Source organism: Nocardioides hankookensis, assembly GCF_042658885.1.
Taxonomy (GTDB): Bacteria; Actinomycetota; Actinomycetes; order Propionibacteriales; family Nocardioidaceae; genus Nocardioides; species Nocardioides hankookensis.
The window spans coordinates 406,808-421,045 of the sequence record NZ_JBHSRJ010000002.1; the positions used below are offsets into that span (position 1 = coordinate 406,808).

Annotated in this window: 12 protein-coding genes; 4 read left to right on the top strand and 8 right to left on the bottom strand. The window is 70.6% G+C overall.

Annotation, left to right across the window (positions count from 1 at the left end; translation table 11 throughout):
- The first annotated feature begins 43 nt into the window (after window positions 1-43).
- Window positions 44-685 (top strand): pyridoxamine 5'-phosphate oxidase, encoded by a 642-nt coding sequence (gene pdxH, locus ACFPYL_RS04895; protein WP_379151021.1) that lies wholly within the window; start codon window positions 44-46, stop codon window positions 683-685.
- Here the strand turns inward: pdxH and ACFPYL_RS04900 are convergent.
- The gene (locus ACFPYL_RS04900; RefSeq protein WP_379151024.1) at window positions 663-3,587 is read right to left on the bottom strand and encodes a hypothetical protein; all 2,925 of its coding nucleotides are present in this window, start codon (window positions 3,585-3,587) and stop codon (window positions 663-665) included. The genes pdxH and ACFPYL_RS04900 overlap by 23 nt on opposite strands.
- An 89-nt stretch (window positions 3,588-3,676) precedes the next feature.
- On the opposite strand from ACFPYL_RS04900, the gene ACFPYL_RS04905 reads away from it, so the two are divergent.
- Genes ACFPYL_RS04905 through ACFPYL_RS04915 form a run of 3 tightly spaced genes read left to right on the top strand, consistent with a single transcriptional unit; the run spans window position 3,677 to window position 7,949 of the window.
- Window positions 3,677-4,252 carry a TetR/AcrR family transcriptional regulator gene (locus tag ACFPYL_RS04905; protein ID WP_379151027.1) on the top strand — a complete coding sequence of 192 codons (576 nt, stop codon included), beginning with the start codon at window positions 3,677-3,679 and terminating at the stop codon, window positions 4,250-4,252.
- Window positions 4,252-5,988, top strand: coding sequence for an ABC transporter ATP-binding protein (locus ACFPYL_RS04910; protein ID WP_379151029.1), 1,737 nt, complete (start codon window positions 4,252-4,254; stop codon window positions 5,986-5,988). Before ACFPYL_RS04905 ends, ACFPYL_RS04910 begins: the two co-directional genes overlap by 1 nt.
- Complete coding sequence (locus tag ACFPYL_RS04915; RefSeq protein WP_379151032.1) at window positions 5,988-7,949, top strand: ABC transporter ATP-binding protein; 1,962 nt, start codon at window positions 5,988-5,990, stop codon at window positions 7,947-7,949. Before ACFPYL_RS04910 ends, ACFPYL_RS04915 begins: the two co-directional genes overlap by 1 nt.
- 278 nt (window positions 7,950-8,227) lie before the next feature.
- Here ACFPYL_RS04915 and ACFPYL_RS04920 read toward each other — a convergent pair whose 3' ends face one another.
- From ACFPYL_RS04920 to ACFPYL_RS04950, 7 genes are all read right to left on the bottom strand, one after another.
- A complete protein-coding gene (locus ACFPYL_RS04920; protein WP_379151035.1) occupies window positions 8,228-8,521 on the bottom strand; it encodes a hypothetical protein in 294 nt (97 codons plus the stop codon).
- Window positions 8,522-8,562: 41 nt separating this feature from the next.
- Window positions 8,563-10,602, bottom strand: coding sequence for a flagellar biosynthesis protein FlhA (flhA, locus tag ACFPYL_RS04925; protein ID WP_379151038.1), 2,040 nt, complete (start codon window positions 10,600-10,602; stop codon window positions 8,563-8,565).
- A 105-nt stretch (window positions 10,603-10,707) separates the two neighbouring features.
- Window positions 10,708-11,853 carry an EscU/YscU/HrcU family type III secretion system export apparatus switch protein gene (locus ACFPYL_RS04930; RefSeq protein WP_379151040.1) on the bottom strand — a complete coding sequence of 382 codons (1,146 nt, stop codon included), beginning with the start codon at window positions 11,851-11,853 and terminating at the stop codon, window positions 10,708-10,710.
- 7 nt (window positions 11,854-11,860) lie between these two features.
- Window positions 11,861-12,622 (bottom strand): flagellar biosynthetic protein FliR, encoded by a 762-nt coding sequence (locus tag ACFPYL_RS04935; RefSeq protein ID WP_379151043.1) that lies wholly within the window; start codon window positions 12,620-12,622, stop codon window positions 11,861-11,863.
- 1 nt (window position 12,623) lies between these two features.
- Complete coding sequence (locus ACFPYL_RS04940; RefSeq protein WP_379151046.1) at window positions 12,624-12,893, bottom strand: flagellar biosynthetic protein FliQ; 270 nt, start codon at window positions 12,891-12,893, stop codon at window positions 12,624-12,626.
- Between the two features lie 8 nt (window positions 12,894-12,901).
- Window positions 12,902-13,717 carry a flagellar type III secretion system pore protein FliP gene (fliP, locus tag ACFPYL_RS04945; RefSeq protein ID WP_379151049.1) on the bottom strand — a complete coding sequence of 272 codons (816 nt, stop codon included), beginning with the start codon at window positions 13,715-13,717 and terminating at the stop codon, window positions 12,902-12,904.
- Window positions 13,714-14,235, bottom strand: coding sequence for a flagellar biosynthetic protein FliO (locus ACFPYL_RS04950; RefSeq protein ID WP_379151052.1), 522 nt, complete (start codon window positions 14,233-14,235; stop codon window positions 13,714-13,716). The genes fliP and ACFPYL_RS04950 overlap by 4 nt, the downstream gene beginning before the upstream one ends.
- Window positions 14,236-14,238 lie beyond the last annotated feature (3 nt).

Genomic DNA, 14,238 nt, shown 5'->3' on the forward strand with positions numbered 1-14,238 from the left:
GCCGCCCCGGCATTGTGCACCGCCCGGTCGTTAGGGTCGAGGCATGGCCCCCCTCGACCTCTCCGCGCTCCGGGAGGAGTACGCCCGCGACGGCCTCGACGAGTCCGACCTGGCCGACGACCCGATGACGATGTTCGACCGCTGGATGGGCGAGGCGCACGCGGCGATCCGCCACGACGCCAACGCGATGGTCGTCAGCACGGTCGGCGCCGACGGCGCCCCCTCCTCGCGGATGGTGTTGCTCAAGGGTGTCTCCGAGGCCGGTTTCGTCTTCTTCACCAACACCGGCTCCCGCAAGGGCGCCGAGCTCGCCGGCAACCCGCGGTGCGCGCTGCTCTTCCCCTGGCACGTCCTCGAGCGGCAGGTGCGGGTGGACGGTGTCGCGGCACCGCTACCCCGCGCCGATGTCGAGGCCTACTTCTCCAGCCGCCCGCACGGGTCCCAGCTCGGCGCTGTGGCGTCCCACCAGTCGCAGGTCGTGGCCGGTCGCGCGGAGCTCGACGCGGCGTACGCCGACGCCGAGGCGCGCTACCCCGACGCCGTACCGACCCCCGAGGAGTGGGGCGGGTACGTCGTACGCCCCGAGGTCGTCGAGTTCTGGCAGGGCCGGACCTCGCGCCTCCATGACCGGCTCGTCTATCGGCGCGCCGGCGACGCGTGGGTCACGGAGCGGCTGGCGCCGTAGTCCGTCGCCGCGGCAGCCCGAGGACGAGCGCCGCGACGGTGAGCACTCCGCCGAGGGCGACCAGGTACCACGGCAGTGCGGTCGGGATGCCGAGGTAGGTCGTGATCCCGAGGATCCGGGCCATGCCCCACGGCAGCAGCGCGAGCTGGTCGTTCCAGTGCGTCAGCGCCCGCTCGAGACCGATCCCGCCGGCGAGCAGGCCGACCCCGAGCATCGCCGCGCCGACGGTGCCGAGCGCGACCGCGGCGGCCCGCCGACGACCCGTGCGGCCGGCGAGCGCCCAGACCAGGCACGCGAGCACCCAGCCGAAGAGCACGAACGACACCACGACGTACGCCGTCCGCCAGCCAGGAGCAGTCCAGAACACGAACCAGTAGCCGCCCGGACCGCGGATCGACAGCACCGCGAGCAACAGGACCGACCGGATCGTGATCGCGCCGCCGACGGCCGTCGCGACCCGCCACGAGCGAGTTGCCAGGACGACGGCGGTCAGGACCGCCCAGCCGACGCCGACCAGGATCAGGTGGGCGGGAGCCAGGAACCAGGTCAGCACCAGCCGGCTCCACGCCACCGCCACCAACGGGAACGCGACCACCAGCCAGCGGTTGACCGGGCCGGGCTCGCGCCACGGGGTCGTGGCGGCGCGCACCATCGTGCGACCGGTGCGGGTCAGGCCGAGACCCAGCAGCAGCGCGAGCAGCCCGCCGCGGGCGAGCCAGGCCATCGGCAGGTCGCGCTCGGCGCGCTGCTCGCCGAGCCGCGCGGCGGTCAGGTTGTACGCCGGCAGCTCGACGTCGTCGCCGTACTTCTGCTCGTGGTCGGCGGCCGCGACGTCGAAGGCGTCGCGGGCCGTGGCCCACTCGTCGCGGCCGGTGCCGGTGTCGAGCCACTGCGCGTGCCGGAGCACCATCGCGCGGTAGGAGTCCAGCAGCGTGAAGAGGTTGACCTGGTAGTCCAGCGAGTCGATCAGCTGCTGGCGCAACGCGGGGTCGCGGTACGTCGAGGCGTCCGTCGCCGCCACCTCGTCGCGCATCGACCGCGCGACCTCCACGGCGTGCTCGCCGGCCGCGATCGCGTCGTCCACTCCCTCGGGTCCGGAGTCGCGGACGATCGAGTAGATGACGTCCAGCACGGCGCTGTCACCGGTGAGGATGTCCCACTCGAAGATCCACATCTGAGGCGGCGGCTCGAGCCCCAGCGCGAACGCGCGCACCTGGGCGAACTGCTCGATGTAGAGCCCCTGCGACACCGCCTCGCGCGACGAGGCCATCGCGGTGGAGATCGCCGTCACGGTCGCCGGGTCGGTCGAGAACCAGCGGCGCGCCCAGTCGGCGGTGATCTCGGCGGGATCGGCCTCGGGATCGCGCGCGAGCCTGGCCGAGAGCTCGCTGTTGAGGTCGTAGAGCTGCCAGAAGCCGTGGGTCAGCTCGAGGCTCATCGGGCCGGCGCGCCACGGGCCGCCGTCCTGGGTCCACGTCCAGACGCCCTCGACGTGCGGGTTGGCGGCGAGGAAGCGCTGCAATGCCTGCTGGTAGAGGTTGCCGAGGTCGTTCGGGATCGCGCCGAACGCCTCGAACTCGCGGCGGCTCTGCATCTCGACGATCCGCCGCTGGTTCCCGGTCTCGAGCGTGTCGTTGAGAGGGAGCCAGCTGTAGAAGTCGCCGAGGCTGTACTTCGTCGACACGATCAGGTTCGGGCTGTCGATCCCGTCGAGCACCTCGTGGTAGCTGTCGGGGTTCGTGTGCATGTCACCGACCGCGCCGATGCCCACGCTCCAGGTCCGGAAGATCACGGTCTTGTCGACCCGCTCGGCCTCGTCGGTGAATGCCGTGAGCATCGCGCGCACGGCGGGCGGCGTGGTCACCGTGATCTCGGAGTAGTAGTCCCAGCCGGGCAGGTTGTAGATGTTGCCGCCCTCGCCGATGCGGAGCAGCACGCCGTCGACGTACGGCATCTCGCGGTAGAGCTCGTCGAGCCCGTGCTGGTAGACCTCCCACAGCTTGGGGTCGGTCGGGTCGAGGTCGAACTCCTTCGTCAGGTAGCGCTCCAGCGGGCTGCTCAGGATGAGCATGTCGGTGCGGAAGTAGACCTGCATGCCGAGGTCGTGGACCTCCTGCCAGATCGGCCCGAACGCCGCCCGCATCGCCTCGGCGCGCGCGACGTACTCCGGGTCGTCGGCGTAGACCTCCGGCACGTCGGAGAAGGTGAGGTACTCCAGGAAGCCGGGCACGGCGATGGCGTTGTAGCCCTGCGCGAGCGTGTGCCTGACGTAGGCCAGCACGCTGGCCCGGGCGGCCGGCATCGCCGCCTGGTCGACGTACGGCGCCTTCGGGAGGATCGCGTCCTCGAACGCCCGGGAGTAGTGGGAGTAGTCCTCGCCGCCCTCCCACTGCGACGCGTCGGCGTCGACGCCGGCCGCGCCGAGGTCGACCATCCGGAACGGCAGCCGGCTCGTCACCGTCTCGCCGAGGTGCTCGGTCAGCGGGCGGCTCTCGCGGGCTGCCTGGGCCAGGTCGTAGATGCCGCGGACGGCGCCGGTCTCGCTGCCGGCGGTGATCGTCAGCGCGGTCCGGGTGCCGCCGAGGCGGTAGGAGTCGTCGCCGACGTCCCCGTCGCCGTGGGTGACCGCGAGCGTGGCGCGGCCGCGCGTCCCGGTGGCGGTCGCGTCGCGGAGCTCGGCGACCGCCGTACGTGTGCGGAGGGTGCCGTCGACGGTGATCCGGGAGAACGCCGGCGGTGCGACCGCCGGCCGCGGGGGAGCGACCGTCGGCTCCTCGACGGGCACGTCCTTGGCCTCGGTGCGGATGCCCATCGTGGCCGAGATGCCGGCGGCGATGACCCCACCCACCAGCCCGAGGACGACCACCACGAGAAGGACCTGGACCACACGACGTACCTGCACGAGCCGGAACTGTAGGCCCACCGCACGGGCCGGGGCGGAGGGACCGGAAATAGTTTGTGAGTGAGTGCTCACTCACTTATGATCGCCCGGTGCCTCCCCGTGCCCGACCGATGCCGCCCGACGAACGTCGCGCCGACCTCATCGACGCCACGCTCCGGCTGATGCGCGTCCAGGGTCGCGACATCACCACCCGTCAGATCGCCGAGGCGGCCGGGATCGCCGAGGGCACGGTCTTCCGGGCGTTCGCGACCAAGGAGGAGCTGGTCGACGCGGCCATCGCCCGGGCCTTCGAGCCCGGGGACGTGGTGGCCCGGATCGAGGAGATCGACCCCGACCTGCCGCTGCGGTCCCGCCTGGTGCTGCTCGTCTCGATCCTGCAGCAGCGCTTCCGGGCGACCTTCGAGCTGATGCAGAAGGTCGGCCTGGTCGGGCCGCCCCGGCACGACGCCGAGGCAGCGCACGCGTGGCGGGCGCGCCAGGAGATGCTCTTCGCGGCCGTCATCGGCTCCGACGGCGACCGGCTCCGGGTCCCGGCCGACGAGTTCGCCCACACCCTGCGGCTGCTCACCTTCGCCGGCAGCCACCCCCTGATCTCGGACGGGCGCCTGCTCACCCCCGACGAGATCGTCGACACCGTCCTGCTCGGACTCCAGAGGAAGAACTGATGCTGCTCCGACTCCTGCGCACCCAGCTGGCGCCGTACCGGGCCTGGCTCACCGTCGTGGTGTTCTTCCAGTTCCTCGGCGTGCTGGCGATGCTCTACCTGCCCACCCTCAACGCCGACATCATCGACGAGGGCGTCACGAAGGGCGACACCCACTACATCCTCACCACCGGCGGCGTCATGCTCGCGGTCGCGTTCGGCCAGATCATCTGCTCGGTCATCGCGGTCCGGTTCGGCTCGCGCACCGCGATGAGCTTCGGCCGCGACGTGCGCGCCGCGCTCTTCCACCGGGTCGGCACGTTCTCGACCCGCGAGGTGCAGCACTTCGGTGCGCCGTCGCTGATCACGCGTACGACGAACGACGTGCAGCAGGTGCAGATGCTCGTGCTGATGACCTGCACGATCGCGGTGTCCGCGCCGATCATGATGGTCGGCGGCGTGATCATGGCGCTGCGTGAGGACATGGGCCTCGGCTGGATCCTCGCCGTCGTCGTGCCGGCGCTCTTCCTCTGCGTCGGCTTCGTCGTCAGCCGGATGGTGCCCAACTTCCGGCTGATGCAGGGCCGCATCGACGAGGTCAACCGGGTGCTGCGCGAGCAGATCACCGGCATCCGCGTGGTCCGCGCGTTCGTGCGCGAGCCGTACGAGAAGCAGCGCTTCGGCAAGGCCAACGACGACCTGACCGAGGTCGCCGTCGCGGCCGGCCGGTGGATGGCGACCATGTTCCCGCTGGTGATCCTGGTCGTGAACGTCTCGAGCGTCGCCGTCATCTGGTTCGGCGGTCACCGCATCGACAACGGCCAGATGCAGGTGGGGGCGCTGACGGCGTTCCTCTCCTACCTGATGCAGATCCTGATGTCGGTGATGATGGCGACCTTCATGCTGATGATGATCCCGCGGGCCTCGGTCTGCGCGGACCGCGTCGCCGAGGTCCTCGACACGCACACCTCGGTGCCGACGCCGGCCGACGCGATCGCCCCGGACCCGGCCCAGCGCGGTCACCTCGACCTCGAGCACGTCACCTTCGCCTACCCCGGCGCCGAGGAGCCCGTGCTCGCGGACGTCTCGTTCTCCGCCCGGCCCGGTCAGACGGTCGCGGTGATCGGCTCGACCGGTGCCGGCAAGACCACGCTGGTCAACCTGGTGCCACGGCTCTTCGACGCCACCGACGGCGTGGTCCGCGTCGGCGGGACCGACGTACGACGGGTCGACGAGGCACTGCTGTGGGAGCAGATCGGGCTGGTGCCACAGAAGGCCTACCTCTTCAGCGGCACGGTGCGCAGCAACCTGCGGCACGGCAAGCCGGACGCGACCGAGGAGGAGATGTGGGCGGCCCTCGAGGTCGCGCAGGGGCGCGACTTCGTCGAGGCGCTGCCCGACGGGCTGGACGCGCCCGTGACCCAGGGCGGCACCAACTTCTCGGGCGGCCAGCGGCAGCGCCTCGCGATCGCGAGGGCGCTGATCCGCAAGCCCGGCATCTACCTCTTCGACGACTCGTTCTCGGCGCTCGACCTGGCGACCGACGCCCGGCTCCGGGCCGCGCTGAGGCCCACGACCAGCGACGCGACGGTGGTGATCGTCGCCCAGCGCGTCTCGACCATCCGCGACGCCGACCTGATCCTCGTGCTCGAGGACGGCCGGGTCGTCGGACGCGGCACCCACCACGAGCTGCTCGAGGACTGCGAGACCTACCAGGAGATCGTCACGTCCCAGCTCACGGCGGAGGAGGCAGCCTGATGACGGAGACCAGCACCGGCTCCAAGAAGCAGGAGTTCAAGGCCACCGAGCGGATCGAGGCGCCCCAGGGCGGTCCCGGCCGCGGCCCGATGGGCGGCGGCATGGTCGGCCAGAAGGCGATGGACTTCGGTCCGTCCGCCAAACGGCTGGTCGGCCTGATGCGCCCCGACCGGGGCAAGGCGGTCGCCGTGGTGCTGCTCGGCATCGCCAGCGTGCTGCTGATGTCGATCGCGCCCCGGATCCTCGGGCACGCGACCGACCTGGTGTTCAACGGCTTCATCGGCTCGAAGTTCCCGCCCGGCACCCCGGACTCGGCGCTGCCCGAGGCGGTGCAGGGGATGGACGTCGTGCCCGGCGAGGGCGTGGACTTCGGCGCCGTCGGCCACGTGCTGATGATCGTGCTGCTCATCTACGTCGGCGCGTCGCTGCTCGCGTGGCTGCAGGGCTACATCCTCAACACCGTCGTGCAGAACACCGTGCGGCAGATGCGCGAGGACGTCGAGGAGAAGATCAACCACCTGCCGCTGAACTACTTCGACCGCTCGCCGCGCGGCGAGCTGCTGTCGCGGGTCACCAACGACATCGACAACGTCAGCCAGACGCTCCAGCAGACGATGAGCCAGCTGCTCACGTCCGTCATGACGGTCATCGCGGTGCTCGCGATGATGGTCTGGATCTCGCCGCTGCTCGCCCTGGTCGCGCTCATCACCGTGCCGCTCTCGCTCGTCGTGACGGCGCAGATCATGAAGCGCTCGCAGGGACAGTTCGTCGCCCAGTGGCGGCGTACCGGCAAGCTCAACGCGCAGATCGAGGAGGCCTACTCCGGCCACGCGCTGGTCAAGGTGTTCGGCCGCCAGGCCGAGGTCGAGCAGACCTTCGCGGAGGAGAACGACGAGCTCTTCAAGGTCAGCTTCGGCGCGCAGTTCGTCAGCGGCCTGATCATGCCGGCGATGATGTTCATCGGGAACCTCAACTACGTCCTGGTCGCCGTCGTCGGCGGTCTCCGCGTGGCGAGCGGCAACCTGTCGCTGGGCGAGGTGCAGGCGTTCATCCAGTACTCCCGCCAGTTCACCCAGCCGCTCACGACGGTCGCGTCGATGACCAACCTGCTGCAGTCGGGCGTCGCCTCGGCGGAGCGCGTCTTCGAGCTGATCGACGCTGACGAGGAGTCCGTGGACGCCCCGGCGCTCACTGTTCCGGCCGTACGACGCGGGGAGGTGGCGTTCGAGCACGTGTCGTTCCGCTACGACGAGGACAGGCCACTCATCACCGACCTGTCCCTGGTGGCCCGGCCCGGTCAGACGGTCGCGATCGTCGGACCGACCGGGGCCGGCAAGACGACCCTGGTCAACCTGGTGATGCGGTTCTACGAGCTCGACGCGGGCCGGATCACGATCGACGGGGTCGACGTCGCGGGGATGCCGCGCTCGGCGCTGCGCGGGCAGATCGGCATGGTCCTCCAGGACACGTGGCTCTTCGAGGGCACCATCCGCGACAACATCGCGTACGGCCGACCTGACGCCACGGAGGAGCAGGTGCTCGAGGCCGCGCGGGCGACGTTCGTGGACCGGTTCGTGCACTCCCTGCCCGACGGCTACGACACCGTGATCGACGAGGAGGGCTCGAACCTCTCCGCGGGCGAGCGCCAGCTCGTCACGATCGCGCGGGCGTTCCTCACCGACCCGGCACTGCTGATCCTCGACGAGGCCACCAGCTCGGTCGACACCCGCACCGAGCTGCTGCTCCAGAACGCGATGGCGGCGCTGCGCACGGACCGGACGTCGTTCGTGATCGCCCACCGGCTCTCCACCATCCGCGACGCCGACCTGATCCTGGTCATGGAGGACGGCGCGATCGTGGAGCAGGGCGACCACGACGACCTGCTCGCCGCGGGTGGTGCCTACGCCCGGCTGTACAACGCGCAGTTCACCGCGGCGGCGACGGAGGACGCGGCCGTTTAACCCGTTGAACGGTTCCCGAGTGCGACCTACCGTTGTCGTACACGGGAAAGGAGGTGGTCCGAAGAATGATTTCTTTTGGGACGCGTGAGGTGGCTGCCCGCTAGCAGCCCATCAGCAAGACCCGGGGCGGAGTCGTCCCGGGACGGCTGCTGGTGAATCCATCGCAGTCACCCGACCCGCAGGCGATCCGGTCATCACGTCCACCGGAGCCGGGCCCACCAGGGCTCGACGCCTGCGGGTCGCTGCGTTGCCGGACCCGCTCTCCTGCCGACTGGCTCTCAGGCAGCGTCGGAGGTCAGGTCGTCGTCGGGTACGACGGGCAGCTCGGCGGTCTCGCCGGTGAGGGCCGCGAGCTCGGCCTCCTCGGCGGCGGCCGCCATCTTGTTGGAGCTCACGGCGCCCTCGACGAGGCTCGCGACGACGGCGCAGACCAGCCACACACCCGCCATGCAGATGAGCAGCCGCACCAGCGCGACGTCGGGGGAGAGGGTGCCGCTCACCTGGGCGGCGTAGAGCGCCGGCGAGCTGACGAGGAGCGTGCCGATCAGCACGGGCCACGAGAACGGACTCATTGCTACCTCCCTGATGGAGAACCTGGTGGGACGGACGGTGGTCAGGCGCCCACGGCGAGGCGTGCGTCGGCGACGACGACGCCCTCGGAGCGGATCTGGTCGGCACCGGTGAGCTCCTGGTAGGAGAGCACCGAGAGCCGCGGCACGATCGGGTGCACCAGCCGGCGCAGCGGCGCCCGCAGCTGCGGGGCGCACACGAGCACCGGTCGGATGTTGCGGTTCTCCACGTCCTGGGTGAGCTGCGCGAGGCTGCCCATCAGGCCCTGGCTCGTCGACGGGTCGAGCGCGATCGCCTGACCGTGCTCGCCGGGACGCAGGGACTCGAGGATCTGCTGCTCGAGCTGCGGCTCGATGGTCAGGACGTGCAGCGTCTTGTCGACGAGGTACGGCGCCGCGATGGCCGGGCCGAGAGCCTGACGGGCGGCGTCGACGAGCGGGTCGAGCTCCTTGGTGCGGGTCGCCCGCAGCGACAGCGCCTCGAAGATCCGGACCAGGTCGCGGATCGACACGCTCTCGTCGAGCAGCTCCTGGAGCACCCGCTGGATCTCGCCGAGGCTGAGCTGCGCCGGGGTGAGCTCCTCGACCACGACCGGGTGGGTGCGCTTGACGACGTCGGTGAGCATCCGCACGTCCTCGCGGCCGAGCAGGCGCGCGGCGTGGGCGGTGACGACCTCGGCGAGGTGCGTGGTGATGACCGAGGCGCGGTCGACGACGGTCGCGCCGCTGAGCTCGGCCTGGCTGCGCAGCTCGGCGGGGATCCACTTGGCCTCGAGCCCGAAGACCGGCTCCTGGGTCGGCTGGCCCGGCAGCGAGCCGAGGTAGTCGCCGATCGCGAGCACGGTGCCGGGCGGCGCCTCGCCCCGGGCGACCTCGATGCCGAAGAGCATGATCGCGTAGGTCTGGCTGGGCAGCTGGAGGTTGTCGCGGGTGCGGACCGGTGGGGCGACGATGCCGAGGTCGGTCGCGATCTTGCGGCGCAGCGCCTTCACCCGGTCGAGCAGGTCGCCGCCGTTGCTGGGGTCGACCAGGTCGATGAGGTCGGCGGAGAGCTCGAGGCCGAGCGGGTCGACCTGGATCTCGGCGGCCAGCAGCTCCGGGGTGTCGGCCGCGGCGGGCAGCGCCGACTGGGCCTGCTGCGCCTGGACGTCCTCCTCCTTGGCGGCGGCGCCGGCGCGCGAGGAGGCGACCAGCATCAGGCCGCCCGCGACGATGAAGGGGAGCTTGGGCAGGCCGGGGATCAGGCAGAGCCCGAGCGCGCCGAAGCCGGCGACGCGCAGCGGCATCTGGTTGCGCATCAGCTGGCGCAGGATGTCCGAGCCCATGTCCTCGTTGTTGACCGAGCGGGTCACGATGAGGCCGGTGGCGACGGAGAGCAGCAGCGCCGGGATCTGCGAGACGAGGCCGTCACCGACGGACAGCAGGCTGTACGTCGTGACCGCCTCGCTGAACGGCATCCCCATCTGACCCACGCCGATGGCGAAGCCGCCGATGAGGTTGACGAGCGTGATGATGATGGCGGCGATCGCGTCGCCCTTGACGAACTTCGACGCACCGTCCATCGAGCCGTAGAAGTCGGCCTCCGCGTGGACCTCCGCGCGGCGCCGACGCGCCTCGTCCTCGTCGATCAGGCCGGAGTTGAGGTCGGCGTCGATCGCCATCTGCTTGCCGGGCATCGCGTCGAGGGTGAAGCGGGCGCCGACCTCGGCGACCCGGCCGGCACCGTTGGTGATGACGACGAACTGGATGACGAGGAGGATCGCGAAGACGATCAGTCCGACGATCAGGGAGCCGCCGACGACGAAGTGGCCGAACGTGTCGATCACCTTGCCGGCGAACCCGTTGAGCAGCACCAACCGGGTCGCGCTCACGTTCAGGGCGAGCCGGAAGAGCGTCATCACGAGCAGCACGGCGGGGAACGCGGCGAAGTCCAGCGGCTTGTGGACGAACATCGCCGTCATCAGCACCAGCAGCGCGCCGGTGATGTTGAGGGCGATGAGCAGGTCGAGGACCGCGGCCGGCAGCGGGACCACCAGCATCACGATGATCATCACGATGCCGACGGGAACCCCGAGCTGGTTCATCCGCTTCACGGTGGGTCCTCCAGGAGAGATAGACGGGTCGAGCACAGGGTGCGGGCGCGCCGTCCGTGGCACCGCTGCGTGACTCCGTCCTGGGGTCCGGGGGTCCTATCGGCTGGCGAGCGCCGGACCTGAGAGTTCTCGGCGCCGACGTCCGGGCGGGCTGACGGTCGGGACCTCGGTCTCCACGCGCGGGCTGCGGTGCGAGCCGCCCCGCTGGCCGTGGGTACGCCGGCTGATGACGAACGCGAGCACCTGGGCGACAGCGGCGAAGAGCTCGGTCGGGATCTCCTGGCCGACGGTCGTGGAGGTGTAGAGCGCCCGGGCGAGCGGGATGTCGCGGACCAGCGGGACCCGCGCCTCGGTCGCCTTCTCACGGATCGCGGTGGCGATGACGCCGGCACCGCGGGCGACGACGCGCGGCGCGCCCTTCTCGGGGTCGTAGCGCAGGGCGACGGCGACGTGCGTCGGGTTGACCAGCACGACGTCCGCCGACGGGATGTCCTGCATCATCCGGTTGCGGGAGGCCGCGAGCTGGCGCGACCGGATCGCGCCCTTGAGCATCGGGTCGCCCTCGGACTGCTTGTGCTCCTGCTTGACCTCTTCCTTGGTCATCCGGGCCTGCTTGCCGACCATCCGGCGCTGCACGACGTAGTCCGCGGCCGCGAGGACGATGCCGACGACCGCGACGTTGCGAACCATCCCGAGGGCGCTCGCGGCCGTGTGGTCGAGGACCACCTGCATCGGCACCAGGCCGCCGACCATCGGCATGGCCGACTTGACCGTCATCCACACGAGGGCCACGACGACCGCGCTGCGCAGCAGCATCTTGGCGGCCTCCCAGAAGGCCCGCGCCCCGAACATCCGCTTGAAGCCCTGGATCGGGTTCAGCTTCGAGAGCTTCGGCTTCACCGAGCTGGAGGCGATGTAGAAGCCGCCCTGGGAGAGCGCGCCGGCGACGCCGACCAGGAGTACGCCGCTGCCGAGGAAGACGAGCGTGACCAGGACGTGCCACAGCCCCTGGCCGAGGATGGTGAGCGCGCTGGCGACGTCGGCCTGGCCGCCCATGCTCAGGCTGGTGGTCATCAGGCCCTGGAGCTCGGCGACCTCGTGGCCCATCAGCTTCGGCAGCGCCATCGCGAAGATGGCGAGGGCCGACCACGCACCGAGCTCCTGGGTGCGGGGGACCTTGCCCTCCTTGCGGTTCTGCTTGTGCTTCTTGGCTGTCGCCTTCTCGGACTTCTCCTCCGACACCCTTCGATCACCCCGCCCCGGAGAGCGTGGACATCGCCTGCGTGGAGAGGTCCACCATCTTGTCGACGGCGTGCGGCAGCACGGGGAAGGAGAGCCCGACCAGCAGCAGGGTCAGCCCGATCTTGACCGGGAACATCACCGTCATCGCCTGCATCTGCGGGGCGACCTTGGTGAGCAGGGCGAGGCCGAGGTCGGCGAGGAAGAGCACCGCGATCAGCGGCAGCGCGATCTGGACGGCGGTGGTGAAGAACAGGCCGAACGCCGTCATCAGGACGTCGGGGAAGCTGCCCCAGTCGGGCGAGGTGCCGAGCGGCAGGAACTCGAACGTCTTGAGCAGGCCGCCGATCACCATCAGGTGGCCGCCGCTGACGAAGAGCAGGACGGTGGCGAGCATCTGGTGGAACTTGCCGAAGACGGTGTTGGAGTTCATCGACAGCGGGTCGAAGCCCTGGGCGAGGGAGAAGCCGCCGAAGACGTCGATCAGGCTGCCGGCGGTGGCGACCGCCGCGAGCAGCAGGTAGGTCACGAAGCCCATCGCCACGCCGACCAGCACCTGCGTCGCGACGTTCAGCAGCAGCCCGACGGTGTCGAGCGGGATGCTGTCGCCGTCCGGGACCACCGCGAAGGACAGCCCCAGCGCGATCACGAGCTTGACCATCGACGGCACGGTGCGACCCGAGAACGGAGGTACGACGGCGAGCCACGCGATGATCCGCACGGACGCGAGGAGGTAGGCGACGAGCGGCTCGCCCGAGACGCTGAGGGTCATCTCAGCCCAGCAGGCCGGGGATCGCGTCGAACAGGTCGTTGGTGAAGGCCACCAGGGTGTGCATCATCCAGTTGCCGCAGATCAGCAGCGCGACGCCGACGCCGAGCAGCTTGGGCACGAACGCGAGCGTGACCTCCTGGATCTGGGTCAGCGACTGGAAGAGCGAGACGGCGAAGCCGATCACCAGCGAGGTCAGCAGGATCGGCGCCGAGAGCTTGAGGGCCACCAGCATGGTCTGGAGGGCGATGTGGATGATCGCGGTGTCACTCATGGCGGCGCCTACCCGTAGCTCGAGACGAGGGACTTGATGACGAGGGCCCAGCCGTCGACCATCACGAAGAGCAGGAGCTTGAACGGCAACGACACCATCACCGGCGGCATCATCATCATGCCGAGCGCCATCAACGCCCCGCTCACCACCAGGTCGATGACCAGGAACGGGATGAAGATGATGAAGCCGATGATGAAGGCCTGCTTCAGCTCCGTGAGGACGAACGCCGGGATCAGCGTCGTCGTGGAGACCTCGTCCCGGTTGGCGGGCAGGTCCCGGTCCGCGACGTTCGTGAGCAGCTCCAGCTCGTCGTCGTCGGTGTTGTCGAGCATGAACGTGCGCAGCGGCTCCATGCCGGTCTGCATCGCAGCCCCGGCGGTCAGGTCGCCGTTCAGGTAGGGCTGGAGCGCCGCGTCGTTGATCTCGCTGAGCACCGGGCCCATCACGAAGAGGCTGAGGAAGAGCGCGAGGCCGGCGAGCACCTGGTTGGGCGGGGTCTGCTGGAGGCCGAGCGCGTTGCGGGTCAGACCGAGGACCACGAAGATCTTGGTGAACGCCGTGCAGCTGAGCAGGATCGCGGGGAGCAGCGAGACGAGCGTGAGGCCGATCAGCACCGTCACCGAGGTGCTCGGGCTGTCGGTCAGGCCGTCGAGGCCGATCGTGACGTTCGAGCTCCCGTCGCCGGACGGGCCGGACGGGCCGGCGGGTCCGGCGGGCGACGCCGGGTCGGCGTTGGCCGCGAGCGGCAGCACGATCGCTGGGATCACCACGGTGACGACCAGCGCGCCGGCGAGCGTCGCGAGGCGCCGGAGGGCGGCGGTCATGAGGCCTTCCCGGTGGCCGCGGCGAGCGCCTGGCGCCAGGTGTCGACGCTGAGGACCGAGCCGGTCAGGGCCCCCTCGGGCGCCCGGGAGGCGGCGCGGCGACCGCCCTTGGCCGGCGCCGCGCGGCGGGCGGCCGGGGCGGCAGCGCGGTGGCTGCCGGCCGGGCGTACGGCGGGCAGCGCGATCGCCTCGTCGGCCGGTTGCACGAGGGTCAGCACGTCGCCCTCGACGGAGCCCTCGACGACGCCGTCGATCTCGGGCAGGTGCTCGGCGACCTCGTCGGGGTCGAGCTCGGCGAGCACGCTCACCTGGTGCTCGGTGGTGCCGAGGACCAGCACGCGCGAGCCGACGGTGATCACGGACACGGCGGTGCCGCGGCTGAGGTGCTGGCGGTGCAGCACCTGGACCATGGCGTCCTTGCGACCACGGAACCGGCGACCGCCGACCTTGGTCAGCAGGGCCAGCAGGCCCAGGACGACGGCCAGCGAGAAGACCAGCCGGATAGCGAGCTCGAGCATGTC